The 22,675-nt window shown below is 55.8% G+C and carries 24 protein-coding genes and 1 pseudogene; 11 read left to right on the forward strand and 14 right to left on the reverse strand.

The features are described 5' to 3' along the window. Positions 1-140 precede the first annotated feature (140 nt). Together MKZ35_RS14995 and MKZ35_RS15000 are read right to left on the reverse strand one after the other, a co-directional pair. On the reverse strand, positions 141-1,247 hold the full coding sequence (locus tag MKZ35_RS14995; protein ID WP_482514031.1) for a BT_3928 family protein: 1,107 nt from the start codon (positions 1,245-1,247) through the stop codon (positions 141-143). Positions 1,248-1,469: 222 nt separating this feature from the next. Then, positions 1,470-2,027, reverse strand: coding sequence for a DUF1599 domain-containing protein (locus MKZ35_RS15000; protein ID WP_482514763.1), 558 nt, complete (start codon positions 2,025-2,027; stop codon positions 1,470-1,472). A 189-nt stretch (positions 2,028-2,216) separates the two neighbouring features. On the opposite strand from MKZ35_RS15000, the gene MKZ35_RS15005 reads away from it, so the two are divergent. From MKZ35_RS15005 to cdaA, 3 genes are read left to right on the forward strand one after another with little or no spacing between them, the layout of a single operon-like run. Next, positions 2,217-2,570 carry a dihydropteroate synthase gene (locus tag MKZ35_RS15005; RefSeq protein WP_482514032.1) on the forward strand — a complete coding sequence of 118 codons (354 nt, stop codon included), beginning with the start codon at positions 2,217-2,219 and terminating at the stop codon, positions 2,568-2,570. Continuing rightward, positions 2,540-3,100: a dihydropteroate synthase gene (gene folP, locus MKZ35_RS15010; RefSeq protein WP_482514764.1), complete on the forward strand. Its 561-nt coding sequence runs from the start codon at positions 2,540-2,542 to the stop codon at positions 3,098-3,100. Before MKZ35_RS15005 ends, folP begins: the two co-directional genes overlap by 31 nt. Further along, positions 3,097-3,939: a diadenylate cyclase CdaA gene (cdaA, locus tag MKZ35_RS15015; RefSeq protein WP_482514033.1), complete on the forward strand. Its 843-nt coding sequence runs from the start codon at positions 3,097-3,099 to the stop codon at positions 3,937-3,939. The genes folP and cdaA overlap by 4 nt, the downstream gene beginning before the upstream one ends. 76 nt (positions 3,940-4,015) lie before the next feature. Here cdaA and MKZ35_RS15020 read toward each other — a convergent pair whose 3' ends face one another. The 8 genes from MKZ35_RS15020 to MKZ35_RS15055 form a co-directional block, all read right to left on the reverse strand. Continuing rightward, positions 4,016-4,291 carry an acyl carrier protein gene (locus MKZ35_RS15020; protein ID WP_482514034.1) on the reverse strand — a complete coding sequence of 92 codons (276 nt, stop codon included), beginning with the start codon at positions 4,289-4,291 and terminating at the stop codon, positions 4,016-4,018. A 50-nt stretch (positions 4,292-4,341) separates the two neighbouring features. After that, positions 4,342-5,352 carry a DUF4249 family protein gene (locus MKZ35_RS15025; RefSeq protein ID WP_482514035.1) on the reverse strand — a complete coding sequence of 337 codons (1,011 nt, stop codon included), beginning with the start codon at positions 5,350-5,352 and terminating at the stop codon, positions 4,342-4,344. Between the two features lie 51 nt (positions 5,353-5,403). Continuing rightward, complete coding sequence (locus tag MKZ35_RS15030) at positions 5,404-7,092, reverse strand: TonB-dependent receptor plug domain-containing protein (RefSeq protein ID WP_482514765.1); 1,689 nt, start codon at positions 7,090-7,092, stop codon at positions 5,404-5,406. Beyond that, entirely contained in the window at positions 6,974-9,070 is a 2,097-nt protein-coding gene (locus tag MKZ35_RS15035) for a FecR domain-containing protein (protein ID WP_482514036.1), read from the reverse strand. The genes MKZ35_RS15030 and MKZ35_RS15035 overlap by 119 nt, the downstream gene beginning before the upstream one ends. Before the next feature lie 343 nt (positions 9,071-9,413). Further along, a complete protein-coding gene (locus tag MKZ35_RS15040; RefSeq protein ID WP_482514037.1) occupies positions 9,414-10,703 on the reverse strand; it encodes a cation:proton antiporter in 1,290 nt (429 codons plus the stop codon). A gap of 357 nt (positions 10,704-11,060) precedes the next feature. Then, the gene (kbl, locus tag MKZ35_RS15045) at positions 11,061-12,308 is read right to left on the reverse strand and encodes a glycine C-acetyltransferase (protein WP_482514038.1); all 1,248 of its coding nucleotides are present in this window, start codon (positions 12,306-12,308) and stop codon (positions 11,061-11,063) included. Between the two features lie 57 nt (positions 12,309-12,365). Then, complete coding sequence (locus MKZ35_RS15050; RefSeq protein WP_482514766.1) at positions 12,366-13,109, reverse strand: patatin-like phospholipase family protein; 744 nt, start codon at positions 13,107-13,109, stop codon at positions 12,366-12,368. Further along, positions 13,106-13,450: a patatin-like phospholipase family protein gene (locus MKZ35_RS15055; RefSeq protein WP_482514039.1), complete on the reverse strand. Its 345-nt coding sequence runs from the start codon at positions 13,448-13,450 to the stop codon at positions 13,106-13,108. The genes MKZ35_RS15050 and MKZ35_RS15055 overlap by 4 nt, the downstream gene beginning before the upstream one ends. Positions 13,451-13,630: 180 nt before the next feature. Between MKZ35_RS15055 and MKZ35_RS15060 the strand changes: the two genes are divergently transcribed. Then, positions 13,631-14,614, forward strand: coding sequence for an NAD-dependent epimerase/dehydratase family protein (locus MKZ35_RS15060; protein ID WP_482514040.1), 984 nt, complete (start codon positions 13,631-13,633; stop codon positions 14,612-14,614). Positions 14,615-14,775: 161 nt separating this feature from the next. Next, a pseudogene (locus MKZ35_RS15065) lies at positions 14,776-15,506 on the forward strand (DUF3891 family protein). An 85-nt stretch (positions 15,507-15,591) separates the two neighbouring features. On the opposite strand, the gene MKZ35_RS15070 reads toward MKZ35_RS15065, so the two are convergent. Beyond that, positions 15,592-16,110 carry a hypothetical protein gene (locus MKZ35_RS15070; protein WP_482514041.1) on the reverse strand — a complete coding sequence of 173 codons (519 nt, stop codon included), beginning with the start codon at positions 16,108-16,110 and terminating at the stop codon, positions 15,592-15,594. Positions 16,111-16,184: 74 nt separating this feature from the next. Further along, the gene (locus tag MKZ35_RS15075) at positions 16,185-16,421 is read right to left on the reverse strand and encodes a hypothetical protein (protein ID WP_482514042.1); all 237 of its coding nucleotides are present in this window, start codon (positions 16,419-16,421) and stop codon (positions 16,185-16,187) included. A 188-nt stretch (positions 16,422-16,609) separates the two neighbouring features. Here MKZ35_RS15075 and MKZ35_RS15080 point away from each other — a divergent pair, with 188 nt between their 5' ends. Both MKZ35_RS15080 and MKZ35_RS15085 read left to right on the forward strand, forming a co-directional pair. Next, entirely contained in the window at positions 16,610-17,575 is a 966-nt protein-coding gene (locus MKZ35_RS15080; protein WP_482514043.1) for a YihY/virulence factor BrkB family protein, read from the forward strand. 84 nt (positions 17,576-17,659) lie between these two features. Beyond that, positions 17,660-18,817: a hypothetical protein gene (locus tag MKZ35_RS15085; RefSeq protein ID WP_482514044.1), complete on the forward strand. Its 1,158-nt coding sequence runs from the start codon at positions 17,660-17,662 to the stop codon at positions 18,815-18,817. Between the two features lie 182 nt (positions 18,818-18,999). Here the strand turns inward: MKZ35_RS15085 and rlmN are convergent, their stop codons facing one another. Continuing rightward, a complete protein-coding gene (gene rlmN / locus MKZ35_RS15090) occupies positions 19,000-20,067 on the reverse strand; it encodes a dual-specificity RNA methyltransferase RlmN (protein ID WP_482514045.1) in 1,068 nt (355 codons plus the stop codon). Between the two features lie 96 nt (positions 20,068-20,163). Between rlmN and MKZ35_RS15095 the strand changes: the two genes are divergently transcribed. Both MKZ35_RS15095 and MKZ35_RS15100 read left to right on the forward strand, forming a co-directional pair. Continuing rightward, the gene (locus MKZ35_RS15095; protein ID WP_482514046.1) at positions 20,164-20,433 is read left to right on the forward strand and encodes a hypothetical protein; all 270 of its coding nucleotides are present in this window, start codon (positions 20,164-20,166) and stop codon (positions 20,431-20,433) included. Beyond that, complete coding sequence (locus MKZ35_RS15100; protein WP_482514047.1) at positions 20,430-20,627, forward strand: type II toxin-antitoxin system PemK/MazF family toxin; 198 nt, start codon at positions 20,430-20,432, stop codon at positions 20,625-20,627. The genes MKZ35_RS15095 and MKZ35_RS15100 overlap by 4 nt, the downstream gene beginning before the upstream one ends. Before the next feature lie 163 nt (positions 20,628-20,790). Here the strand turns inward: MKZ35_RS15100 and MKZ35_RS15105 are convergent, their stop codons facing one another. Beyond that, entirely contained in the window at positions 20,791-21,213 is a 423-nt protein-coding gene (locus MKZ35_RS15105) for a thioesterase family protein (RefSeq protein ID WP_482514048.1), read from the reverse strand. A gap of 27 nt (positions 21,214-21,240) precedes the next feature. Between MKZ35_RS15105 and mnmC2 the strand changes: the two genes are divergently transcribed. Further along, a complete protein-coding gene (gene mnmC2 / locus MKZ35_RS15110; RefSeq protein ID WP_482514049.1) occupies positions 21,241-21,939 on the forward strand; it encodes a tRNA (5-methylaminomethyl-2-thiouridine)(34)-methyltransferase MnmC2 in 699 nt (232 codons plus the stop codon). A 29-nt stretch (positions 21,940-21,968) separates the two neighbouring features. Then, positions 21,969-22,655, forward strand: a complete 687-nt coding sequence (locus MKZ35_RS15115; protein WP_482514050.1) for an HNH endonuclease — start codon at positions 21,969-21,971, stop codon at positions 22,653-22,655. The last annotated feature ends 20 nt before the right edge of the window (positions 22,656-22,675 follow it).

Here is a 22,675-nt window from a genome sequence, read left to right on the forward strand (position 1 = left end):
GCAGAGTGCTCCTTGTCATCCTGAGCTTGCGAAGGACCTTCTCACGCTTGAACAAGTAGTTGTGACGCTAAGCGTTCGTATCCGATAAGGTCCTTCGCAAGCTCAGGATGACAAGGAGTAGTGGCAAGGTAGTACCGGCCTTACAGGAGATGATCGACGGTTTCCTGGTCCGGGATGTCGTGGTAATGGTACTTGCCTTTCACTACGCCGTTTTGCAGAATCATAATGCCCGGATCGGAGCGGATCATGGACTTGAGCACGGTAGCGTCGGCGTAATAAATGGGAGCAGACAGGTTTACATCGTGACGAAAATCGTCGATATCGGCGGGGCTGCTGCTGGTAATTACTAGCGGCTCAAGCTTATTAGACGACTTGTTTGCGCTGGCAATCAACGCGTTAATTAGGTCGTACCGGTCGCGGTCCGACTTATTCGTGTTCTGCACAATCAGTAGCAGCTTATTGCCCTTCAGTATTTCCTGGGTGTGGTCCTTACCGTCGGCGTCGAAGATGGCGAAGTCGGTAATGATGGGCCGGGAAGCCTCGGGGTTCTGCACCTCCATGCTTTTGTACTTCCAGGTGGTATCAGTGGGGTATTGGTCGAACTCCTGGGTTTGCCCGTTGCGCTCCAACACGTATTTGTAGCGCGCCTGCTCCTTCGGTTTCATCAGGGCGCCGATGTCGCTGCCCACTTTATAAGGCAGAAAATCGAAGTAAGGCAAGTGGCCCAGAGCCCGCACCCCAATACCGATAGCCACGGCCGAAGCTACCGTAATGTACATTACGCCTAGGGTGCCTTTGGCAAACACCCGCCGCAAGTAGCGAATATTGAAGAACACGACGGCCCATAAACCCAACAAAAACAAGTCTTTAGAGAAAGACTGCCAAGGGGTGAGCTTGATAAAGTCGCCGAAGCAGCCGCAGTCGGTTACCTTATTGAAGGCGGCAGAATAGAATGTCAGAAAGCCGAAGAAAACCAGCAGGACCAGCAGCGTGAGCAGGGTTTTGCGCAGGTGCCAGCGCAGCAGCAAGGCCACGCCCAGCACCACTTCCAGGGAGCTGAGCAGAATGGCCATGGTGCGGGCAAAGCCTTTGAAAGCGAGAAAGAAAGAGCCAAAATCCTGGGCAAATACGTCGAAGTACTCTTCCAGCTTCAAGCCCATGCCCACCGGGTCGTTGAGCTTTATTAATCCCGAAAAAATAAAGACAGCGCCGAGCAGCACCCAGCAGATACGCGTGAGAAGTTTCATGAATTGGTTGGATCTGGCAGGCTTCAAGGTGCTAAGAGGCTAGGTATCGGCTACTAAGTTGGGAGTTAAAAGCCCATACACCAACAAAAAGGGTGGGGAAGTAGCAACTGAAATAAGTGAAAGGACGTCATGCTGACGAAGGAAGCATCTCGCTCGCGGTAGTTAAGAATAGTACTTCTACATCAGCACGCGAGATGCTTCCTTCGTCAGCATGACGTTCTTTTATTTTCGTTCAACTTTCTCGCCTTCCAGCTTAATCAAAGCAAAGACGGCATAGTTCAGCATATCGCGGTAGTTGGCTTCCACACCTTCCGACACTTGCGTTTTGCCCCCCAGATCCTCAATCTGCTTGGTACGGTGCAGCTTCATCAGGATAATATCGGTGATGCTGGGCACGCGCATTTGCCGCCACGCTTCGCCGTAGTCGTGGTTTTTGGCGAACAGTAAATCCCGGTTGGCTTGTATTTCGCGGTCGTAGGCAGCGGCCACTTCCGTGGGGGGCAAATCCAGGGGCGACTCAGCGGGCAAGTGCAGCTGCATCAGGGCAATAACGCAGTAGTTGATGATGGCAATGAACTCCTCGTTCACACCGTCGGCCACCAGCTGCTTGCCCTTTTCCTGAATGGAGCGAATGCGCTGAGCTTTGATATACAGCTGATCAGTGACGGAGGGTAAGCGCAGGATGCGCCAGGCCGTGCCGTAGTCGTGGGTTTTGGCCAGAAACAGCGCCCGGCACTGCTCAATAATCTGGTTGTATTCCTGCTGGGTTTGGGTTTGCAAGATTTTCACTCTAGATTTAAGGAACTTCAAATCGTGGAAACGTGGGCACCTGGAAGGTAGGTGGGCAGTGAGAACTAGGCCCAAGTGTGGCGCAAGCTTGTTTCGCTTTGACTTCTGCTGAAAGAAGCCCGAAACCATGCAGCTTTTTGCTTAAAACCAAGTCCCTAAGCGCTCAGACCCTAGATTATCATGCTCCAGACCGCCGCGAAAGATACGTGTTTTTCCCCGAGGCAAACCCTGCGTTGCCGCGACGGACGCGTCTTGGATCTGGGCCGGCCGCAGGTCATGGGCATTCTGAATCTGACCCCCGACTCTTTCTACGCCGGCAACCGCATCGCCACCACCGACGACCTGCTGCGGCGGGCCGAAGCGATGCTACGGGCAGGGGCGGCTATTCTCGATCTGGGGGGCTATTCTACGAGGCCGGGCGCCGAGGATATTTCGACCAAAGAAGAAAAAGCCCGCGTACTGCCGGCCCTGGAGGCAGTGCGGGGGCTTTTCCCGAAGCCTTTCTGTCCGTTGATACCTTCCGGGCCGATGTAGCCGCCGAGGCTGTAGCCATTGGCACCGATATTATCAACGACGTGAGCGGGGGCACACTCGATGCCGATATGTTTGCTACGGCGGGCCGGCTTGGGGTTCCCTACGTGCTCATGCACATGCGCGGCACGCCCCAAAACATGGCTCAGCAAACGCACTATGAAGGCGACATCGTAGTGGAACTCGTGCGCTACTTCCGCGACAAGCTGGCTGCCTTATATGCCGTCGGCGTGACGGATGTAATCCTCGATCCTGGTTATGGCTTCGCTAAAACCCCGGCTCAAAGCCATGAGCTACTGCGCCGCCTTCCCGAGCTAGCGCTGCTGGGCTTGCCGATATTAGCTGGGCTTTCACGCAAGTCGATGGTATACAAGCCACTAGGCCTCTCGCCTGATACCGCACTTACCGGCACAATTGCCGTTAATACTGTCGCTCTACTCAACGGTGCGCGTTTATTGCGCGTACATGATGTAGCGGAAGCCGTGCACACTGTGCGGCTCGTGCAGCAAACCCTCATTCCCTCTTCCCCGTGATTGGCTCCTTCTCCGTCGGCTTCCTGCGCATCGGCTGGATAGACGTGATTGACGTCTTGCTGGTCACGGTATTGTTTTATCAGCTGTACAAGCTGCTGACGGGAAGCGTGGCACTGAAGGTTTTCCTGGGCTTCATGTCCATTTACCTGCTTTATCTGGTGGTGAAGGCCGCTGGCATGGAGCTGCTGACCAGTATTTTAGGTCAATTTATGAGCGTGGGCGTGCTGGCTGGTATTATCCTGTTTCAGCAGGAAATCAGGCGCTTTCTGCTCACCATTGGCAAAGCAACGGCCTTCGACAGAGTACGCGTATTTCCCTGGCGCCGCAGCGACCAAGCTGCTGAGCGCATGAGTATTACACCGTTTATAGAGGCGGCCAAAAGCCTGGCGGGCAAAAACACCGGTGCCCTCATTGCCTTCACCATGACCTCAGAGCTGAAGTTCTACGCCGAATCCGGTGACCTGATTGACGCCACTGTCAGTAAACGCTTGCTGATGAGCATCTTCAACAAAACCAGCCCGTTGCACGACGGTGCGGTTATCATTGCCAACAACCGCATCAAGGCGGCCCGCTGCATTCTGCCCGTCAGCGAAAACCCCGATGTGCCGGCTTCCCTGGGTTTGCGTCACCGCGCCGCCATTGGCCTCTCGGAAGTGACGGATAGCGTGGTATTAGTGGTAAGCGAAGAAACCGGTCAGATTTCGCTGGTACGCGCCGGGGAGGTATTTCGCAATCTGTCCTCCTCCGATTTGCGCGCCAGGTTGAACGAGATGCTGTTCGACATGGCCGCCAAAACTCCTGCTTCAGCCGCTTCAGCCGCGACGGAAGTAGCAGCCTGATCAGTCAGCGTACACCCAAGGCTACAGTAGCTCTTGGCACCCATAGCTTGCTCCCGCAGGCAGCCGCCCTTCGTAATTAGCGTAGCTGAGCGACCTGACGCGTAGTGGGCGCATGCGCTGCGACATACAGCACCAAGTCCTCCACACGGGCGAGCGGCACTTCGTCGGGGATGGTGATGTGGAAGTAGCGTTCCAGCTCCAGGATAATATCGACAATGTCGACTAGGTCGAATCCTAACTCCTGGCGCAGGCTGCTACCCCGGCGCAGGCGGCCTGACCGCACGCCTTTACGTTGGCGAATAATGTGCAGCACCTGTTGGGCTACCGCTGCACGGGTAAGCGAATAAAGCATAACAAAAGGAAGCAAATGGCTCTCGTCGCTGGAGTGAAAGAACCCTGGATTTAAGGCAGCAGAATGCGGTACTTAACTTCGGTGGCACCGCTAAACACGCCGAAACCAGACTTTATATTGGAGAATAGCTGGACCGGCTCGGCAAATGGATTACCCGATGTATCGACGTAGCGGCGCTTGGCCAGCAAAAAGCGGTAGGCATCGGGGGTAAGCGTACTTATAGTCACCTCCATATAGACCGGCGTCGGGCAGGGGCTGTCGGAGGCGTTCGCACAGAATTCTGTACTGTATTGCACGTTGGAGGTGAAGGAGAATGGCTGCCCGTTGATGTTGGTGTCGGCGTAGGGCGAGATATCGTAATCGTCCGAGAACGAGCGGGACAGCTGGAAGCGGCCCACCTCGATGGTATTCTCCCGGCTCGTAATGTCGAGGTCGACGGGCCGCCAGGAGCCATAGCGGCCCTGGGCATCCACGAGCCGGGCCGTGGCTAAGTAATAATCGGTAGTGGCGGCATTGTCTTGAATCGTTACCGACAGGCGGGCCGGGGTGACGCTACTGGAGCCCAATCCAGGCAGCGGGGGACGCGGCGTAAGGCTGGCGTCTACGATAGTGGTGGGAAAGGGCATAGTCAGCGTACTTTCCACAGGCTCCAGCCCTGGTAGGGTAGCCCGGAGGGTATAGGTCTGGCCCGGTACCGGGCGCATTCTGCGCACGGGGCGGTAATAGCCCGGACCGTTAAAAAAGCCGCTGTTGGCGAGTGTGGCGGGCCGAAACGCTTCCACCGTAGCCCCCGCCTGGTTCATGATGGTCACGGTAGCATCGGCACGGCCCAGCTCACGCTGCCCGCTGAAAATTGGTTGGCTAGCACTGGCATAGAGCCAGCCTTCAGTCCGTTTGAAGAGCGTATCGGGGGTTGGCTCGTTGCGCAGCAGATAAAACAGAGCCGGCCGGGGCGTATGGGCGGGCGCCGGAATTTCCACCGAAGTTTCGCAGCCGCTTGTCAGCCTGCTTAAGGCAGCCAGCACCAGCAAGGGGCGGTGTTTGAGTTGGAACAAGTTCATGTAATACGGTTCGAATACGTCGAGCAGAGAAGGAAGCGGCCAGTTCTACCCTTAGAACTTAAAGCTTTTGCTGAAGGAGGGAATGATGGGAAACACCGAAATTTGCTTGTAGGCAGGGTCCTCGGTTACATTCCCGTTCCCGTCGAATTGCCCTTGGCTGAGGTAGAGATAATAGGGGTTGCGGCGGCTGTAGGCATTGTAGAGCGAGAAGCTGTTTACCACTTCTCCCCAGCGCTTCTTTTTGGTTTTACTCAGGTCGAGGTCGAGGCGGTGGCAAGCGGCCATGCGGTAGGAGTTACGGTCGCCGTAGTCCTGGTAAGTGCCGAACAGCGAGTTGGGGTTGTTGCCCAGGGCAAAGCGGCCCTGCGCCAGGGTGGTGGCATTGCCGGTACCATATACCCAGGAGCCCGACAGCGTTAGGTTGTCGCGCAGCTTGTGGGTAATAACCAAGGAAGCATCGTGGCGGCGGTCGTACTTGTAGGGGAAGAGGCGTCCCTGATTGAGCTCGGGAAATCGGCGCGTGCTCCAGGCCAGCGTGTAGCCCAGCCAGCCCGTCGTGCGCCCCGTCTTCTTCTGCACAAATACTTCACCCCCGTAGGCCCAGCCGTTGCCGCTGGTCACCTTTTCCTCCCAATTAGTATCGGTAGTGCCCAGGAAATTAGCCCCCTCCTGGTATTCAATCAGGTTGCGCATGGGCTTGTAATAGCTCTCGAAGCTCAGCTCGTATTCCTCATCCTTAAAGCGCAAGGTGCGGGCCGCGCCCAGGCTAAGCTGCTGCGCTTGCTGGGGCTTGATGCGGGCCGTGGCCGGCACCCACAAATCAGTGGGCAGGCCGATGCCGCTGTTCGTGAGCAGGTGAATGTATTGGGTAGTGCGGGCGTAGGACGCTTTCAGCGACCAGTCTTCGGTGAGCAGGTAGCGGGCGGCTACCCGCGGCTCAACAGAGAGGTAAAAGGTGTGGTCGATGGAAAACCCATTGAGCCGCAGCCCGGCATTTCCCTTCAGCCGCTCGCTCAGGCGGTAGTCGTCTTCCACGTAAAGGCCGACTTCGTCCCCCTGCTGTTTGCTTACTGCTTTGATTTGACTGCTGATGTCCCCGGTGTTGTTGTTGCTCTGCAAAGCTCCCGGCCGAAAGGCGTGGCGGATAAATTGCCCCCCAAAGCGCACGTAGTGGTTGGGATTGGGGGCGTACTCAAAGTCCGACTTAAGGCTGAAGTCGCGGATATTGGAGAGGTAGCGCAGGCTAAACTGATCGGTGCGCAGCCCATTGTTGGCGCGGTAGCGACTTTGTTCCTCCACCCCCACATTGAGCTGGTACTGACTGTAGGTGAAATGGGTGTTGACAAATAGCTGGTCGTTGAGCACCCGATTCCAGCGAAGGGCCGCCGTAACGTTGCCCCAGCCCAGGTCCGAGTTGTTTCGCTTGGTTTCTTCCCCTTCTGTCTGCGTGAGGCGGACGTAGAACTCATCCGAACCAGTATAGGCGCTCAAATAAAGCCGGTCGCGGCTGCTTACTTTCCAGTTGAGCTTACCATTCAGGTCGTAGAAATAGTAGCCTAGCGTGCCTTTCTGCCCCGGCTCCGTCCTAAACTGGGCGTTGATAAGCGGGCGGGCCAGAATATCAATGTAAGTACGCCGGCCGGAGACGATAAAGGAGGCCACGTCTTTCTTGATGGGTCCTTCCAGGGTGAGCTTGGAAGCAACCAGGCCAATGGCGCCTTCCCCGTGAAACTCCTGCATGTTGCCCTCTTTCATGGAAATATCCAGCACCGACGACAAACGCCCCCCATAGCGTTACCGGAACGTTGATGGTGCCCATGCGGGTACTTTGGGCTAATTTCTCCTCCCGGCTGCCTACTACTTCCACGCCCGCCAGCTCGTTGCTTACCGCCTTCAGGTTGAAATTATGCGTCACGCTGCTGGTGGCCGCTGAAGTCCAGCGAATCTGCTCGTAGCTCAGGTAAGATACCAGCAGCGCTACCGAATCGGCGGCGGGCAGCGTGAGCGAGTAGAAGCCGTAGGTGTTGGTGGCCGTACCTTGGCCCGTGCCCGGCTGCACCACGGCTACCCCAATCAGGTTTTCGCCCGTCGCCGCGTCGCGCACATACCCGCTGAACGTGACTCTACCGGACCTGGCCGCGGGTTTCTTACGGATGATGATTTGCCGGTCCAGCAAGGTGTACGTGAGGGCGTTAGCCGTTAATACAGCATCCAGGACACTCTTAACCGACTGGGCTCCCTGGGGAGCTTTTACCAGCGTGGCAGCTACTACCACGTCGTCGCTGTAGCCGAAGGTGAGGCGGGTTTGCTGGCTGATTTCGGCCAGCACGCTGCCCAGAGTGCCATTGGGATTGCTCAGACGAATTGGCTGCGCTAAAGGCGAGGTCGTGGACTGGGCTTGGCAAAGCCCCGTCAGGCTGGTCCAGCACCCCACCAAAAAGACAAGGCGGAGCAGCCTGCCCACTGCGGTAGTGGTAGTAAACATGAAATAAGGGAAATGAAGAATATGGATAGAAAGCTGGTATCCTACTGACAGCTGCCCCCTTGCAGGGTAGTTGCGCCGGCTTGGGTAGCGGCCTGCACATCGAAGGTGAGGCTCAGGGTTTGAATTACCTTTATCGAAAGGCTGCCGCTCAAACGTGCCCGTGAAGTGACAGTTGCCCAGCGCTGGGTCCTGCAGGCGGATGTCGCGGTGGTAATGCTCAGCCAGGGTGGCTACTGCTTCCTGCACGGGGGTATTGCGGAAAGCTAGCACGCCGGTTTTCCAGGCCAGGAAGTTCAGATTGCTGGTCGAGTCGCGCCGTACTTGCTGGCTGGCTGGGTCATAAACGCCCGTCCAGCCCTTCGTGAGCAAGGCATCCTGGCCAGCGTGGGCCAGCTTCACCCGCCCAGCTACTACGCTCACACTCACCCCAGCGGTGGCATAAGCTTCCACGTTAAAAGAGGTGCCCAGCACCGTCGTCTCGGTTCCGTTGGCTTGTATTACGAAGGGTTGATTCTGGCGCAGATGGGTTACTTCAAAATAAGCCTCCCCTTCCAGCGTCACCTCCCGACGCTGGTCTGCAAACGCGGCAGGGTATGAGAGCTTGCTGCCTTCGTTGAGCCACACCTTCGTCCCGTCGGGCAGGGTCAGGACTTTTTGCTGCTGGGTTTGGGTTTGCTGCGTGATGAAAGCGGCGGGTTGGTGCTGCCAGTAATACGCTCCCGTACCGAGCCCTAGGATAAGGAGGATGGAAGCAGCAATGCGCATTCCCCACTGCTGCCACTGGGGCACCAACGTCCGCGTCGAGGAAGTGTTGGATTCGGGCTCGGTAGTATGAACCGCCACGAAAGGCTGCTGCTCACGCCGCATACCAGCCTGCAGACGTTGCCAGAGCGCCTGCGAATCGGGCTGGGCGTGCGCATATTCCTGGGGCGACTGTTCCCACACCCGCGCCAGATGCTCAAACAGCTGCTGATTGCGCTTATCGGCCTGCTGCCACTCCGCAACCTGCTGCTGCTCAGCTTCGGTGCATTCGCCGGCCATGTATTTAGCCAGCAGGTCCCAGTTTGCCTCGTTCTTCATGACCAGGGATAAGCTAAAGGAAGGAAGCTGGGAATCCAGCGCGCGGTGCTTCACGGCGGCCATCAGGCAAGCCTTAAGCGAAGTAGTGACAGTCAGTTCCTGCCGGCGCTCCCACAAATAGAGCAGCACATCCTGCACGATATCCTCGGCCAAGGAAGGCAGGCGGACGTGCTTCAGGGCGAAGCGAAACAGCTCTACGTGATATCGCTTAAAGATCGATTCAAATGCCTGCTCATTACCCTGCCGGAGCTTAAAAAGTATTTCCTCATCCAGATAATCAACGGCGTCTGACAGCAGCGGGGAATGGGTACGAAGCGGGCAGCACTAAGGGGAAGTATGGTAAAGCTTCCAAAAAACAGCTGCCATTTGCAAGTGGAGCCCGTGGCCGTGTCTTGCAGCACTCTAAACCTGCTCAGATACGAAAGTCGTTACGGAAGAGATTGGCAAAGGTACAGACCGCTGTGCTTGTATGCCGAGGCAACGACTTTTCACCTGATTATTGCGCAGCGGTGGCCGTTTCTACTTCTTTGCTTTCGCTTATTTCGGCCGCTATTTTCCGGCCGTGGCGGCGGTCCAGCCAGTTCATGACGGGCGTGGCCAATATGCCATGCAATACAATGGATACCAGCATGGTGAAGCCTAGTATAGCCCAGAGCAAGCGGGCTTGAGGAAACTCGGCCTTCTCCAAGGCAAAGGACAAGTAGAAGATGGAGCCAATGCCCCGGATTCCGAAGAAAGAAATCACGCTGCGCTCAGCCGTATTTACCCTTTTTGATCCTACCAGCGTCAGCAGGCCGCCCAAAGGCCGCAGGACTAGGACCAGTAGCAAGCCAAGCAGCGCTCCGGACCAAGTTAGCGGCGCCAACAGCCCCTGCATGATAGCGCCCCCAAACAGGATCAGGATGATTACAATCAGCAGCCGCTCCATCTGGTCGGTGAAGGCGTGCATCTGCTTGTGATACTCGTGTTTACGCTCGCGGCCACGGAGGGTAATGGAAGCAACAAACACAGCCAGGAAGCCATAGCCGTGCAGCAGCTCCGTAACACCGTAGCTGGTAAGCGTTACGGCCAACGCCACAAAGCCATACGCACTTGGTCTTAAACTAAGGCGCTTGGGCAGGTTGAAGATCAGGTAAGCCAACAGCTCACCCGATAACCATCCCAGCAGTACGCCGGCCCCTACCCGGTAAAGCAAATCCAGCCACACCCAATGAATCATCCGGTCGGCCAGGGGCAGGGCGGCGGGCAGCAGCGCCAGAGCCAGATACACGAACGGAAACGCCAGCCCATCGTTAAGCCCGGCCTCGCCAGTGAGGGAAAAGCGGACGTTATCTTCTCGGCCCTCGCCGGGGTCGCCTACCTGCACATCGCCGGCCAGCACGGGGTCGGTGGGGGCCAGCGCGGCGGCTAGTAGCACGGCTGAGGGAAGTGCTAAGCCGGCCAGGGTCATGCCCGCCAACGTGATGCCGGCAATAGTCAGAATCATTAACACCAGCACCAGCTTAATAGGCACGCGCCAGGTATTGAACGAAAACGGCCGGTCTATCTTGAGGCCCGTGCCGGTCAGGGCAATGATGACGCACAGCTCCGACAGATGGGTCACCAATTTCTGGTGCTCCAGGGGGTCGGCAGTTGGCAGGTCGGTGGGCAGCATAAACACTCCCATGCCTAAAGCAATGTATAGAATAGGGTAAGAGAGCGGGTATTTCTCCAGCAGAGAAGGCAACCAAGCCACGCCCAAAATGGCTACGCCGACCAGAACCAGGGCGATATTGTAAAAAGACATAGGAGGAGCAAGTACGAGGCACGGACTACAGAAGGCGGCTTACGTAAAACCGCAAAAAAAGCTTATTGTGTCTTCATAACCAGAATAGTTGTATCAAACGGCAACCCCACTACCACGCATTACTCAAGCGCAAAAAAGCCCCCCAGACAATCTCCGGGGGCTTTTTTTGGTTAAACTGTTTAAAAATTCGTCTTTGTCATGCTGCATCTGGCGTCCGCTTGTCGAAGCATATCTCCCGCTTCGTTGAGCAACGATTGAGATTACTATTCGGTAGAGATGCTTCGACTCCGCTCAGCATGACGTTCTGGTGGCTTTTTGGGACCTCCTAAACATCTTCATTACTTAAACTGTGAGCAACTACGGTGTGTTCGTCACTACCTGACCGGCTTCGGGCTGGGCGGCGCTGCGGTCCTTCAGCGTCCCTAGCTCCTGCCCAACTTCAATGAAGGCGGCAATGGCCTTGTCCAGATGTTCGCGCGTATGAGCAGCGGAAAGCTGCACCCGAATCCGGGCCTGGCCCTGGGGCACGACGGGGTAGTAGAAACCGATAACATAGATGCCCTTATCCAGCATTTTGGCTGCAAATTCCTGGGCCAGCTTGGCGTCGTAGAGCATGACGGGCACGATGGGGTGCTCGCCGGGCTTGATATCGAAGCCGGCAGCGGTCATTTTTTCGCGGAAATACGTCGTGTTTGCTTCCAGCCGGTCGCGCAGCTCGGTGCTTTCATTCAGCAGCTCCAGCACGCGCAACGAAGCGCCTACGATGGCCGGTGCCAGCGTGTTTGAAAACAGATAGGGCCGGCTACGCTGACGCAGCATCTCAATGATTTCCTTGCGGCCCGTCGTGAAGCCGCCCATGGCGCCGCCCAGCGCTTTGCCCAGCGTGCCCGTAATAATATCCACGCGGCCCATCACGCCGCGCAGCTCGTGGGTGCCGCGGCCGGTTTTGCCCAAAAAGCCCGTCGAGTGGCATTCATCGACCATTACCAACGCTTGGTACTTATCGGCGAGGTCGCAGATCTGGTCGAGGCGCGCAATGGTGCCGTCCATGCTGAAGGAGCCGTCCGTGACAATGATGCGGTGGCGGCTGCCTTTCTGCTGGGCGTCCTGAAGCTGCTTCTCCAGGTCCTGCATGTCGTTGTGAGTGTAGCGGTAGCGCTGAGCTTTGCACAGGCGCACCCCATCAATGATGGAAGCATGGTTCAGAGCGTCGGAAATAATGGCGTCCTGCTCGTTGAATAAAGGCTCGAATACGCCGCCGTTGGCGTCAAAAGCCGCCGCGTATAGAATCGTGTCCTCGGTGCCCAGAAACTCGGCCAGCTTGCGCTCCAGCTCTTTGTGAATATCCTGAGTGCCGCAGATGAAGCGCACCGATGACAGGCCGTAGCCGTGCGAATCGATGGCCGCTTTGGCCGCTTCAACTACCTCGGGGTGCGATGACAGACCCAGGTAGTTGTTGGCGCAGAAGTTCAGCACTTCCCCGGCCTCGTTGGTTTCGATGGTAGCGCCCTGAGGCGAGGTAATAATGCGCTCTTTCTTAAACAGGCCGTTGGCTTTTATCTCGGCCAACTGGTTTTCGAGGTCGGGCTGGAGGGTGGTATACATATAGTTGGGGAAAATGATTGTCGAATACGTAACGAGAACTGTGGGGGGCAATTTTCGTTATTTTTTGGCTTGCGAACGAGCGAAAAAGTCTTGCACGCCCTGCCGGCCGCTTTCCATCAGCGACTGCTTTTGCGCCGCCGACACCTGCTTGATTTTGGGATTAAACCCTAAGGTATTGATGCTTACGGTGCGGGGCCAGTCGGTGGTGGCGGTGGCGTTCAGGTTTTCGATGGCCAGCGTGTAGAAGGCGCCCATGTAGCTGCCAAAATCGTGGATGTCGTAGGGTGCGAGTTGGCGGCGGCCGTCGGGCAGGGTATCGTAGGCAATCTGCTCGGCGCGGTCGAGGCGCAGGCCCAGCGTTTCGGGATTCACAAATTGCCCCCCAGCGGCTGGCGCGGTAGTGCCGGGGGGCAAATACCGGGCGTGGTCGAATAAGTTGAGCGGATAATTGGCCAGCAGGCCACCATCGACTAACACATTCACTTTCTGATCTTTGGCCGGCTTGCGCACCACCTGACCCTGCTCATCGAGCAGCACGGCCCGGAAGTACAGCGGAATGCTCATGCTGATGCGCACGGCGTCGGCTACGCGCAGGCGGGGGTGCGTTTCGTAGCTGAATACGTTGGTGCGCTGGCTGGTGAGGTTGGTGCCGGTTACGTACAGGTCGCGGCCCTTGCCTTGCTGAGCAAGCTCGTGCAGCTGACCCAGGGTGAGGTCAGGGTTTTGGGTTTTGCGGGCCACTAAGTCGCTGAGATACTTCGTGAACTGGTCGCCGCGGTACCAGCCGTATTGCTTAATCAGGCGCGTGCTGCCCCCAAAAAAATGAGGCGTCCATCGTTGAGGCGCTGCACGGGCGTATTGTTCACCACCTCAATGATTTCCTGGGGTGAATACCCCACGGCCAGCAATGCCGCCTGAATAGCGCCCGCCGACGTGCCGCCCACCCGCTGAATACCGGCCAGCACGCCTTGTTTTTCCAGCTCCGCCAACGCGCCCCCGTACGCAATGCCCCGGATGCCGCCGCCTTCCATCACCAGATTGCGGTAAGTAACGGGCGCCTCCGATTGACCTTGGGCCAAGCCAACAATACTGCAACAGAAAGCCAATAGCAGGCGGCACTTAACGAAGAGGAAATAAGCCATAGTCAGCAAGCAACAAGGTCGAAATTACTCATTCTTCCTTCCTAATTCCTCATTAAGCGCAGCGTGTACCTGCTGGGCACGGGAGTTGCGGAGCGAGTGCCGGCGGGCCGGTATACCGGCATAACCGGTCGACCCGGTATCTTTGTAGCCCCACCCAACCCACATTTCCTTTTTCTCAGCATGGAAAACACCCCCAGCGATACCATTCTCGTTATTGGTGCCTGCGGACAGCTCGGCTTTGAGCTTACCCACGCTCTGCGCCAACGCTACGCCGCCGACCACGTAATTGCCGCCGACGTGCGCTTGCCCCAGCAGCCAGAGCTACAAGAAGCCGGCCCCTTCGAGCTACTCGATGTGCTCGACCGCCCCCGCCTCGAAGCCATTATTGAGCAATACCGCCCCAAGCAGATTTATCACCTGGCGGCGCTGCTGTCGGCCACAGCCGAGAAAAACCCAGAGTTTGGCTGGCGTCTGAACATGGACGGCTTGCTGAACGTGTTGGACCTGGCCGTAAAGTATAAAGTGGCCCAGGTGTACTGGCCGAGCTCCATTGCCGTGTTCGGGCCGGATACGCCCCGCCAAAACACTCCCCAGCTTACCATTATGAACCCCAGCACGGTGTACGGCATCAGCAAGCTGGCCGGGGAGCAGTGGTGCGAGTGGTACCACAAAAACCACGGCCTCGACGTGCGCTCCCTGCGCTACCCTGGCCTGATCAGCTACAAAACCCTGCCCGGCGGCGGCACCACCGACTACGCCGTGGACATCTACCACAAAGCCGTAGCCAACCAACCCTACGAGTGTTTCCTGCAAGAGAATACCTACCTGCCCATGATGTATATGCCCGACGCGCTCAAAGCCACCCTGGACTTGATGCACGCGCCGGCCGAGCAAATCAAAATTCGCTCTTCCTATAACCTGGGCGCGATGAGCTTTTCGCCTGCCGAAATCACGGCCGCTATCCAGCGCCACGAGCCGGATTTTGAGGTAACCTACCAGCCCGATTCGCGCCAGCAGATTGCCGATTCCTGGCCCGCCAGCATCGACGACTCCCGCGCCCGCCAGGATTGGGGCTGGCAGCCCAAGTTTGACTTAGATAAAATGACGGCTGATATGCTTCTGCATTTGCATGAGGCAGAGGCGCCGGTAACGGTGAGCCGCTAGATTGGTTTCTCAAAAAAGCCCCCCAGAAAATTTCTGGGGGGCTTTTTTTGTGCTAACGGTATTTCCCGCAGAAGACGCAGAAGTTTTCGCTGAAGTCGTAGAATGCAAAGCCAACCTCCGCGCAGCCTTCGCGTACCTCTGCCAGAACCTGACGCTAGAAAATGATTGTTAATTACACTACCCACGGCTGGCAGGTTATCTACCAGCAGTCGCACGCGTTGCTGGCGGCGCAGCTAGCTTGGCACTGGCCGCCCTTCGGCCCTACCGACCGCTGGGTAGGCCTGCTGGCCGCCGTGGCCCAGCACGATGATGAGCAGCGCTCCTGGGATGGGCATTATGGCCTTACCCCCACTGGCGCGCCCGCCGATTTTACGATGCAGGACTTCTCCCTGGAGCAGGCCACCGGCGTACTGCGGGCCGCACGGTTTCAGGGCCAGTGGCGCAGCTTGCTCACCAGCATGCACCTTAGCTTTCTGTACGAATCGCTCAGGGGGCAAAAAAGGAGCTGGACACCTTTCTTGATGCGCAGAAAGCCGATCAGCAGCGCTGGCGCAAAGCCTTGAACATCAGCAAACCCGAAACCCAGCAAGCCTACGACCTCATGCAGTGGTGCGACCGGCTCTCCCTGATTCTGTGTCGCCACGAACTGCCCGAAATGGGCCGCGCCCTCGAAATCAGCCACGGCCCCGACGGGCAGCGCTACGATGTAGCCCGCCCCAGCCCCGACGGCCCCGTAGTAATAACGCCCTGGCCCTTTGCCACAGACCGCTTCACGGTGGGCGTAGAAGCCAGTATGTTGGCCCAGCTACAATTTAAAGACGATGCCGAGCTGGCCACCCACCTCAAGCAAGCGCCCATAGAAACGCTACGCTGGGAGCTGGCGAGACAGTGAGATAATGAGTTGGACGTTCAGATCATCATGCCGTCTGTGCCGTCAGAACGTCAACTCACCATTTCACCACTCATTATTTCACCTCCTACAGTGAGCTTTGCAGCTTGGCTACCGGCACGGGGCTTTCCATAGTGCCAGCGGGCACAGCCTGGCGAACGGCTATATCAGCGATGCGAGCAGGTTTGGTGGGGTCGCTGCGGTCGGAGGCCAGCAGGATGTTGCCGTGCTGGGCGTAGTTACTCCAGCGACGACGAAAGGCCGGCTGGGGGTCATCGGCCTTGGAAAAATACGACCACTCCTGCACGAGGCCACTGCTGCGCAACACCCGAATCTCGTAGCGGTTTTCGGGCGTTACGCCTACGTCTTTGAACGTCATTTGCAGAATATCGGCGGGCTCGTTTTCGAAGGTGGTGCTCAGGCCGCGGTAGGTCAGCGTCACACCCGAGTCTTTGAGCTTGAAGGGCATAATCAGCCACCACGAGTTATTGACCCAAACCGGATACATTTTTTCCAATAGCTCCTGGCCACCAGGCGTATCCGTTATTTCCTTGCCACCTTTGTAGGCCTTGCCCGTGCGCGTGAGCAGGTTGTAGTTGGCCACCAAGCTGTCCTGCTCCCAGTGAAAATCACCGGTGTATTTGTCCCAGATCTGGTATTGGCCGCGAAAAAAGCTCCAGGCTAGATAGCGGGTATTCTGCCAGTTCTGAAAGCCCCCATGCGCGCCATCACCGTATCGGCAATGGCAATAGCGCGGGGGTCGGAGCCCGCCAGGTCGAAGCCCTGGCCGGGCGGATAGGCGGGCGTAGCGCTGATGGTAGCTACTTCGCGAATTCGCTGGCAGCTCATCATGTAAAGCACAAAACTAACTGCCAAGCCGATGCTAATGGCACGCAAAAAAGAAGCAGAAACCTTCATTATCAAGAAGATAGGAAATGAGAAAAATACCGACTTAGCGTTGAGCTTTGCTCAATGGCTGTGGGGCGGGCGCTTCTATACGCGAAGCGCGAATACGTAGTCGTACGAAAGCCTCAGCCGAACGCACGGCCGTACTAGCCCGTACTAGTAGCCAGTACTTAAAGCCTTTCCTTCGCTTTTCCTCAGCTATGACACCATATCGCCTTTCCGACATCGTTGGCATTCTCAAATCTACGGCTGGCGAATTTATACAGAACAACTCGTTCCGCCACGCGGCGGCGCTGTCGTACTACACCATTTTTTCGTTGCCTCCTTTGTTGCTTATCGTTATCACCTCAGCCAGCGCGGTGCTTGGGCCGGAAGCAATTACGGGGCAGCTTTTTCAGCAAATCAGAGGCGTAGTAGGTGTCGAGGAAGCTAAGTTCATTCAGGATTCTATCAACAAGTTCAACCAGCAGCAGCAGGGCGGTTTATCGTCGCTGATTGGTATTGCTACGCTAATTTTCGCTGCCACCACCTTCTTCGTTACCCTGCAGGAAAGCATCAACGATATCTGGAACCTGAAGGTGAAGCCCCGCAACGGTATCTGGCAGTTTGTCCGCGACCGTTTGCTGTCGTTTGGCTTAATTCTAAGTGTGGCCCTGCTGCTGCTTATCTCCTTCGTCGTCAGCGCGGTGCTCACCACCTTCACCGATTATCTGCAGCAGCTCCTACCCGGCGTGGCCGTGTTCTTCATCCGTCTGCTCGATCTGGCTTTGTCCCTGGCCATTACCACCTCCCTGTTTGCCCTGATTTACCGCTTTCTGCCCGATGCCATTATTCGGTGGCGCGATGTGTGGATTGGCGCTTTTATCACGGCTTGCTTGTTCGTATTGGGTAAATTCCTGATTGCCTTCTACATCGCACAGGCTGAGCCAGCTTCGGCTTATGGAGCCGCGGGCTCGGTTATTATTCTGCTGCTGTGGGTGAACTATTCGTCGCTCATTATCTTTTTCGGGGCCGAGTTTACCCAGGAGTTTGCCGATGCCTTTGGGCAGAAAGTACAGCCTAAGGCCCACGCGGTACGCATTGAAGTACGCGAAGTGCCGATAGGCGAATCGAAGGAGGAAATCAGCACGGGCCGCCCTCGGGCGCAAGGCAGCTGGCGGAAATAAAAGGCTGATTATTCGGACGTAGTAGTATTTAAATATTAGCGCAAACAAGTACGTTTACGGCACTGCCCTCACGTACTCGTTTGCATGAAACCACTGTATAGCCTTCTATTAGTTCTGCTGGTTCTGGGGGGCTTTTTTGCGCCTCAAACTGTAGTTGCTCAGCAGCCTGCTACGCCCCAAATCAGGGTACTGACGGTGAGTCCGATCGTAGGAGAATCTATTGACCGTCAGGAGAAGATTACCTACGGGCTGTTCCCGTTCTACTCGTTCGAGGACTTTCGCGAGGCCCGCTTCATCCAACGTCTAACGCCCGATAGCACGATTACGCTTCAAGCTACCATGCTTGACGGCAGCATCAAGCAACGCCCTTTTACCATCAATGACTTCCGGGCCGTGCGCGCCAGCATCGAAGAACGCCAGAAGATGCTGAGTGTCAACCCTGGCTTGACCGCAAGAGGAATGATAACGCCGGACTCGTTGGGGCAGATGTACTCCGTGGAGCTTCGCACGGGCACTTCCTTTATAGGCCGACTCGTAGCCCAGCGGGCCGGGGAGTTCGAGTTTCAGACCACGGACGTAGGGCGCATCACGGTGCAGCAGGCAAATATAAAAAGCATGCAGCCGCTGACTTCCGACCAGGCCGGAAAGGGCTGGGAACCCGTAGGCAATGGCACCCGCATGTTTTTCGCGCCCACCGCCCGTACTCTGCGGCAAGGCGAGGGGTATGTACAGGACATTAATATTTTCTTTGTGGGAGCCAACTACGGCATTACTAACAACATAGCCATCGGCGGGCTAGTGGGGTTGGTTCCGGGCGCGGGTCTGAATATTCTGGCCGTGACGCCCAAAGCTGGCTTTGCCGTGACGGAGAAGTTCAGCGTCGGGGCGGGCGTCCTGTTTGCCAGTGTCTTTGGCGAGACCGGCGGCATTGGCTACGGACTGGCCAGCTACGGAACCGCCGACGACAACGCTACGCTTGGGCTGGGCTACTTATTCGCCGACGGTGAAGTCGAAAGCAGCCCGGTATTGGTAATTGGAGGGGCAACCAGAGTGTCGCGGCGGGTATCGCTCCTCAATGAGACGTATATTGTCGATGGTGGCTTCGGTGGCTTGGCGGGCCTGCGGATGGCTGCCGCCCGGCTGAGCGGCAGCCTCGGGGTTTTGTATGGTACCGATGGCGAAGACGGAATAGTTGTGCCCGCTTATTTAGAAGTTACGTATCGGTTTGGCAAGGTTAAATAGCAGGCCTTCCTTCCTGCAAAGGACATCCGCTATAACCTTCTTGAGCACCAAACTCACTAATTCTATGATGCGCGAGTGTCATAAAACGCTCTTGCTTCTGAATACTCCTCAATAGTGTGCAATCCTGCCAGACAAGAAAAAGCCCCCAGAACAGTTCTGGGGGGCTTTTCCCTTCTTGTAAATTAAGCTGCTACCGGCTTCTCCTTTACGGCTAGCTGCCCGCAGGCTGCGTCGATGTCTTTGCCGCGCGAGCGACGAATGTTGGTTTGGACGCCGCGGTCGGCCAGGAACTTGTGGAAGGCGGTGATTTTGTCGGCTTCGGCGTTCTGGTAGCTGGCGTTTTCAATGGGGTTGTACTCAATCAGGTTCACCTTGCAGGGCAGCCACTTGCTGATGGTAAACAGCTCGGCGGCATCTTCCAGCGTGTCATTAAAGTTCTCGAATACAATGTACTCGTAGGTGACTTTGCGGCCGGTTTTCTGGTGGTAATACTGTAACGCCTCTTTCAACGCCGCCAGGGAGTTGGCTTCGTTAATAGGCATGATTTCGTTGCGCTTAGTATCGTTGGGCGCGTGCAGACTCAGGGCCAGATTGGCTTTCACGTCGTCGTCGGCCAGCTTCTTGATCATCTTGGCGATGCCGGCCGTGCTGATGGTGATGCGGCGCGGGGCCATGTTCAGGCCATCGGGGGCGGTGATGCGCTCCACGCTTTTCACCACGTTGGCGTAGTTCAGCAGCGGCTCACCCATGCCCATGTACACGATGTTGGTGAGCGGCGTGCCGTACTGGCTTTCGCACTGCTCCCGGATGCGCACTACCTGATCGTAGATTTCGGCCGCGTCGAGGTTGCGCTTGCGCTCCATGTAGCCGGTGGCGCAAAACTTACAGGTCAGCGAGCAGCCCACCTGCGAGCTGATACAGGCCGTCATGCGGGTATCGTGCGGAATGAGCACACCTTCCACAATGTTGCCATCGTGCAGCCGGAACGCCGATTTGATGGTGCCGTCGGTGGAAAGCTGCTGATTTTGCACCGTTACGCCGTTGATGACGAAGTGCTGAGCCAGCAGCTCACGCGTGGACAGGCTGATATTGTTCATCTCCTCGAACGAGGAGGCCGTATTTTTCCAGAGCCACTCCAGCACCTGCTTGGCCCGAAAAGGCTTTTCGCTGTGCTCCAGCATAAAGGCTTTGAGCTCGTCAGGAGTGAGTTTGCGAATGTCGCGCTTGGTAAGTACGGGCAAGGATATCATAGGGCAAAGATACAACCTATCAGGCGCTTGGGTTCCAGTAAGCGAACTATTGGCCTGAAATGCGTATTTTGGTTTCGCAGCCAAATTTCCTGAGCCATGAGTCAGCAGCAGATTATAGAAGAAGTACGGCGGTTATTAGAGCTTTTACCCAAGCAGCAAGTAGTATCGGTGCGCGATTTTGCCGCTTTTTTAGCTCAAAAAAGCCATCCGGAGCTACCTAACGGTGATCAGCATGATGCGGCTGAAACAGCGGGGGAACTTCGCTCCGATTTGGCGAGCGTTGTGCAGCATAGTAAAGCATTTGATTTTCTGCACGATGAGCCGGACTTATACACCGACGATGATTTGATTGAGCGTTATAAATGAAAAAGGGAGACGTTATTTTAGTGCAATTCCCTTTCACTAATCTGCAAGGCCGCAAGCAACGTCCCGCTGTAGTAGTTGCGGTTGAGGCACCCGACGCAACAGTTGCCTTCGTTACTTCTATTCTTACGCACCAGCAATCCTATGATGTGCTGTTACAGCCCTCTTCGCTAAATCACTTAAAAAACCTTCTTTAGTGCGAGTCGTGAAGCTAGCTACCCTTGATGCTAGTATGGTTGATGGTAAGCTTGGCGAACTATCATCCACTGAGCTGGCGGCACTTGACGAATGCTTGAGACAAGGGTTTCAGTTGGGGGCACCTGAGTCTTTGTCTACTTGGTTGCAATAGACCTTATACTATCATTGCAGCCGCGCTGCCACCTCCTCAGTCAGCCGCTGGAGCTTGCGCGTGTTATAGTCAAAGCACAACATCCCGGTTTTGGCGCGGGCTATTTCTTTACCATCCTGATTTTTAACCCAATACACCACATCGAAGCCATACTGATGCAAATCGGTAGCGGCTAGCTGAATATGCAGCACGTCGCCGTGGAAGCCTTCGCCTTTGTACTCTATGGCCACATCGGTCATGATGAGGCCGGTTTTGGTAGCGGGGTCGAATTCGGGCAGCTGGCAATGCTGCAGAAACTGCACGCGGGCCTCGTGCAGGATGCTGAGCAGGGCATCGTTGCCGAGGTGGGCGCCGTAGTTGAGGTCGGTGATACGGACTGGTATCTGAACGGTAAGCGGGAATGCGGCGGGTAAGGCTACTTTTACGCGGGCCATTTCACGAATAATAAAGAGTTCAGGAGTATGCGTATTGAACCGAATGAGGAGCCAAAGGTAGAAGTCAGAATGACACATGATGGCTCCAGCACGCTTTACGTGCCGGCGCTGGATGAGCACTATCACTCCACCCACGGCGCTGTGCAGGAGGCTCAGCACGTGTACTTAGCAGCGGGCCTGGAGCTGACGCTAGCAGCTTCCGGGGGGCAAATTCAGATACTGGAAATCGGGTTTGGCACCGGCTTGAATGCCTTGCTCACACTACAGCGAAGCCTACTTGCCCCCCAATCGATCCACTACGATACACTGGAAAAATATCCACTTCCGCCAGCAGTCGTTGCCGATCTGGGCATAGAGCGGTACATACTAAACCCTGAGCTGCAGGAGTTTCACTACCAGCTCCACGCTGTGCCCTGGGATGAAGAAGTGCGAATTACGCCCCGTTTTACCCTACGAAAGCTCCACGCCGCGTTGCAGGATTTCCAGCTACCCGCAGCGCATTACGATGTTATCTACTTTGATGCCTTCGCCCCCGAAAAGCAACCCGACATGTGGACGGATACCGTGTTCAGTCAGCTGTTCGCGGCCACGGCACCGGGGGGCATTTTAACGAGCTACTGCGCCAAAGGCAGCTTCCGGCGTAGCCTGAAAGCGACAGGCTGGGTGGTAGAGAAGATTCCGGGGCCGCCCGGCAAGCGCGAGATGACGCGGGCCGGAAAGGCATAGCAAAACGCAAAACTTTTAAAGTATTTTATATGAAGAAGCTTTCTGTATGGCAAATGGTAAAAGAAGCTGTTGAGAACAGTGAAAACCAGATAGAAAAATCAGAAATAGAAATTTACATTAATAATAAATGGCCTGGGCAAAACCCAATAACTATAAATTGTCAAACTCACCTTTTAACAGTAAACAGTCCATCCAGAGTAAATTGGCATGGCGCTAACAAGCCAAGACTGACAAGTCCAGAGAATCAATATGATTTCTGCTTTGAAGATGAAAATAAAAAAATAATAAAGTATGACCCAGAGAAGCACGGGATATGGGAAATTTATCCTGCTTCTCAACATAAATTTGGAGTAAGGCAGCATTCCCCGCCCCTTGTGAATGCCTCTAACCCTATTCCACAAGTTTATACGGAAGGAGAAGTAATCCAAGTAATACAAACAAAATATGAGAGAAATCACAAGGCAAGAAGAGCTTGTATTGATTATTATGGTTTTTCTTGTTGTGTTTGCAATTTTAATTTTGAGGATCGATATGGTGAAATAGGCAAAAACTTCATACACATTCATCACCTTACTCCGCTAGCAAATATTAAGGGGAATCATCAAGTGGACCCAGTAAAAGATTTACGACCTGTTTGTCCTAACTGCCATGCAATTCTGCATAGGAGGTCAGGCCAAGTATCATCTATTGAGGATTTAAAATTGTTACTAAGATGAATTTACAAGGATACTGGAAT

The organism is Hymenobacter sp. R533113, assembly GCF_056835965.1.

Bases quoted from the DNA above. Each gene is read 5' to 3' on its own strand.
- MKZ35_RS15060 (WP_482514040.1), top strand. From the start codon at position 13,631: ATGGAAAACACCCCCAGCGATACCATTCTCGTTATTGGTGCCTGCGGA.
- MKZ35_RS15075 (WP_482514042.1), bottom strand. From the start codon at position 16,421: ATGAAGGTTTCTGCTTCTTTTTTGCGTGCCATTAGCATCGGCTTGGCA.
- MKZ35_RS14995 (WP_482514031.1), bottom strand. From the start codon at position 1,247: ATGAAACTTCTCACGCGTATCTGCTGGGTGCTGCTCGGCGCTGTCTTT.
- MKZ35_RS15095 (WP_482514046.1), top strand. From the start codon at position 20,164: ATGAGTCAGCAGCAGATTATAGAAGAAGTACGGCGGTTATTAGAGCTT.
- kbl (WP_482514038.1), bottom strand. From the start codon at position 12,308: ATGTATACCACCCTCCAGCCCGACCTCGAAAACCAGTTGGCCGAGATA.
- MKZ35_RS15080 (WP_482514043.1), top strand. From the start codon at position 16,610: ATGACACCATATCGCCTTTCCGACATCGTTGGCATTCTCAAATCTACG.
- MKZ35_RS15040 (WP_482514037.1), bottom strand. From the start codon at position 10,703: ATGTCTTTTTACAATATCGCCCTGGTTCTGGTCGGCGTAGCCATTTTG.
- MKZ35_RS15115 (WP_482514050.1), top strand. From the start codon at position 21,969: ATGAAGAAGCTTTCTGTATGGCAAATGGTAAAAGAAGCTGTTGAGAAC.
- rlmN (WP_482514045.1), bottom strand. From the start codon at position 20,067: ATGATATCCTTGCCCGTACTTACCAAGCGCGACATTCGCAAACTCACT.
- MKZ35_RS15020 (WP_482514034.1), bottom strand. From the start codon at position 4,291: ATGCTTTATTCGCTTACCCGTGCAGCGGTAGCCCAACAGGTGCTGCAC.
- MKZ35_RS15055 (WP_482514039.1), bottom strand. From the start codon at position 13,450: ATGGCTTATTTCCTCTTCGTTAAGTGCCGCCTGCTATTGGCTTTCTGT.
- MKZ35_RS15105 (WP_482514048.1), bottom strand. From the start codon at position 21,213: ATGGCCCGCGTAAAAGTAGCCTTACCCGCCGCATTCCCGCTTACCGTT.
- MKZ35_RS15025 (WP_482514035.1), bottom strand. From the start codon at position 5,352: ATGAACTTGTTCCAACTCAAACACCGCCCCTTGCTGGTGCTGGCTGCC.
- mnmC2 (WP_482514049.1), top strand. From the start codon at position 21,241: ATGCGTATTGAACCGAATGAGGAGCCAAAGGTAGAAGTCAGAATGACA.
- MKZ35_RS15030 (WP_482514765.1), bottom strand. From the start codon at position 7,092: ATGCAGGAGTTTCACGGGGAAGGCGCCATTGGCCTGGTTGCTTCCAAG.
- MKZ35_RS15085 (WP_482514044.1), top strand. From the start codon at position 17,660: ATGAAACCACTGTATAGCCTTCTATTAGTTCTGCTGGTTCTGGGGGGC.
- MKZ35_RS15005 (WP_482514032.1), top strand. From the start codon at position 2,217: ATGCTCCAGACCGCCGCGAAAGATACGTGTTTTTCCCCGAGGCAAACC.
- MKZ35_RS15100 (WP_482514047.1), top strand. From the start codon at position 20,430: ATGAAAAAGGGAGACGTTATTTTAGTGCAATTCCCTTTCACTAATCTG.